Origin of the sequence: Bradyrhizobium sp. (assembly GCF_016462955.1) — a bacterium.
Lineage (GTDB): Bacteria > Pseudomonadota > Alphaproteobacteria > Rhizobiales > Xanthobacteraceae > Bradyrhizobium.
The window spans coordinates 1,343-4,549 of the sequence record NZ_JAEMSD010000529.1; the positions used below are offsets into that span (position 1 = coordinate 1,343).

Consider the following 3,207-nt stretch of genomic DNA (forward strand, 5'->3'; position numbering starts at 1 on the left):
GGCAGGAACAGAAACGGCACCCCGCAGCCTGGAATATGCGCACCTCGGTCGCATAGCCATAGCTGATATCGCCGGTCAGTCCTGTGAGCTGCCACATCGAAACGGCAACGATCGCCGCGCCGACCATGATCAGATATTTCGGCTGCACCAAGTTGACCAGCTTGCCGACGATGGGCATCAGAAGCATCGTAATGATGCCGCCCGGCGAGAGCACGAGACCTGCCAGCGTGGCGGTGTAGCCGAATTCGGCTTGCAGAAGCTGCGGCAGCAATTGGGTCGTCGAGATCAGAACTGCGCCGGTTGCAAACATCACGAGGAAGCAAGCGCCAAATTGCCGTTTGCCAAGCAGCCGGAGATCGATGATGGGATCGTCACGGCCAAGCTCCCAAGGTATAAGAGCAAAGAGGCAGAAGGCTGAGATAAGCGCAAAGGATAGAATCATGGACGATCCAAACCAGTCGCTGCGCTGCCCTTCGTCGAGCACGAATTCGAGCGATCCGAGACCGATGGCGACCAGAGCGAATCCGATATAGTCTACCCGCAATCCGGCCCTTAGGAGTTCAGCCCTTTCTTCCTCGGCGCCGGATGGTTCCCTCACCAATGTACCTACCAGTAATAACGAGATCAGCCCCATCGGCACGTTGATCAGAAATACCCAGTGCCAGGAGTAGGTGTCGGTGATCCACCCGCCAAGCGTCGGCCCCAACACCGGGGCGACCACCACGGCGACACCATAGATGGCGAAGGCCTGGCCGCGTTTGTGCGGCGGAAATGAATCCGCAAGAATCGCCTGCTCGCTGGTCGCCATGCCACCGCCGCCCAGCCCCTGCAGAATGCGAAACAGGACGAGAGATTCCAGGTTCCACGCGAGGCCACATAACAGGGAGGCAACCGAAAACGTTGCCACGCACAGCATGTAGAAGCGCTTGCGGCCAATGACGGTGGAAAGCCATCCCGAGATCGACAGCACGATGGCGTTGGCGACAAGATAGCTTGTGATGACATAGGTGCTCTCGTCGAGCCCGACCGCAAGGCCACCCGCAATGTGGCGGAGCGACACGTTCGCGACAGTGGTGTCGAGCACCTCCATGAAGGTCGCAATGGAAACGACAAAGGCGATCAGATAGGGATTGTGTCCGCCGGCCGCCGATCGCTCCGGGGACCAACTCGAGGACCTTCCGCCACTCTGCGCCTGATCGGTCATCTAACCTTCGTCCAAGGCACGACCGACATACCGGGCCCGACCGGCACGTCGGACGGCCAGTTGTCGACAATGATCTTCACCGGTACGCGCTGGACGACTTTGACATAGTTGCCCGTCGCATTTTCCGCCGGCAGCAGGCTGAATGCGGTCCCCGAGCCGGGCTGCACCGACTCCACGTGCCCGGTCAGCTTGCGGTCCGGATAGGCATCGATCCGGATCTCGACCGGCTGGCCAGGGCGCATGTCCTTCAGTTGTGTTTCCTTGTAATTTGCAACCAGCCAAACCTCATCGGGCACGAACATCATATGAGGCTCTGCCCCGGGGTGACGTAGGAGCCTTTTGCTCCGGACAGCTTGACAACGCGCCCGGATCGGACCGCGAACACCCTTGTGTATTGCAAATTGAGTTTTGCCTGGTCGAGTTGAGCTTGAGACTGTTGCCGCTGGGCTGTTGCACCTTCAAGCTGCGCCTGGAGCGCCTTGATTCCGAGTTCGGCGCCAACTACGGCGGTCTTGGCCCTGTCTGTATTGGCCTGCTGGGCCTGAAGATCGGAGCGAGTCTGCTGCGCGCGCTGTACAGTGCCGGCTCCCTTGTCCACCAGCTCCTGTGCGCGCGCGGCCTCCTGCTGCGCGAACTGAAGTTGTGCCTGAGCCTGTTCCAACTGGGCCCTCACCTGATCGATCTGCGCATGCTGGGTATCGATCTGCGCCTGGTAGTTGGCGATGTTGGCCTCGGCGATCGCGAGTTGCGCCTTGGCCTGGTCGACGGCGATTGTGTAGTCGCGGTCATCGATCCGCGCCAGCAGGTCGCCGGCGTCGACATGCTGATTGTCGGTAACGGGAACGTCGGTCACATAGCCGCCCACTTTCGACGCCACCGAGAAGCTTCGTGCGGCGACAAACGCATCATCGGTGGATTCGTAATGACGGATCTCGAGCCAGTAGGCTGTTCCGCCGCCCAGGCCGGCCACAAGAACACATGCGCCGGCCAGCATCAGACCCCAGTGCTCGCGAAAGCGCTCCCATGGCGATGGCTTTCTGGTCGGCTGTGTAAGCTCGGCGCCGTCGCGCTTGTTCTGCGGCATAGTCCTGGGCAATTGACCCGGATGCTGTTCTGCCGGCCCGTGCTCTTGAACTTGGCCCTTCACCAGACAGCACCTCCGGAAGAAAATGCGTGTGGGATTCCTGCCGCATCAGGACCAAACTCCTCCTTCGGAACTTGGTTCCTTTCGATCAAGCAGGCGACGGCCCAGTGGCTCGGCACCTTCGGAAACTTCCGCGGCCTTATTGACAGGCCGGTGCCGAGCACCTTGCGGAATAGGAAAACGAAACAGCGGTGGTAACGCGCCGTACAAAATCATTCCAAACACATGGGGGGTGCTTCGACCCGCCCCCTTCGCATGAACGCTTTAGTAGCGTCTTGGGCACTCTCGGTTCATTCTGCGCGTCTAAGCAATGCCAACTATTTTGAGACGTGGCTTAGTTGGCCTCAGATTTTAAGATTGATCGCGGCTGACCGGAATTCCATGTGCTCGGCAACGACTGCAGCTAATGCAGTTTATAGCCGCCAACCAGGCCAGACTCGAGATCGCGTGTCAGCGTCCGGGGCCCACACCCGCTTCCCTACCCGCTGAGGCAGTGGAGACTGCGGCCCAACTCTTGCTTCTTGACCAGGTCAATGCGATGCAAGTTTTGGTGTGGGGACCGTCCTTCAAACGATCTCGATGCCCGAGACCCAATCCGGTCCATTCGGTTTTCCGACGCATCGCTCGACAACCCCAGTGACCAGGAGCCAGACATCGGGCTGCTGACCCTGTCCGGGCATCCTGATCGGGCAAAGAAGTTTGCCAGCTTGCGCACCCTTCATCGTGACCTCACGCCAAACTTTTGCCTGGGTTGGCAACATCAACGCATGAGAACGACAACTACCAAAGTCTGGCAATACTTTACAGCGTGTCGTCATTCCACCACTGCGTGCTCTGGCCCTGCCGTCTGCTTGCGCAG

The 3,207-nt window shown here is 59.6% G+C and carries 1 protein-coding gene and 2 pseudogenes; all 3 read right to left on the reverse strand.

The window, feature by feature from the left end; all coding sequences use genetic code 11:
* A pseudogene (locus JHD07_RS33550) lies at window positions 1-1,204 on the reverse strand (DHA2 family efflux MFS transporter permease subunit); the annotation flags it as partial.
* Window positions 1,201-2,288, reverse strand: a pseudogene (locus tag JHD07_RS33555) (HlyD family secretion protein). The pseudogenes JHD07_RS33550 and JHD07_RS33555, both read right to left, overlap by 4 nt.
* Window positions 2,289-2,914: 626 nt before the next feature.
* On the reverse strand, window positions 2,915-3,207 hold a 293-nt coding region (locus tag JHD07_RS33560; RefSeq protein WP_291629961.1), incomplete at its 5' end, for a hypothetical protein.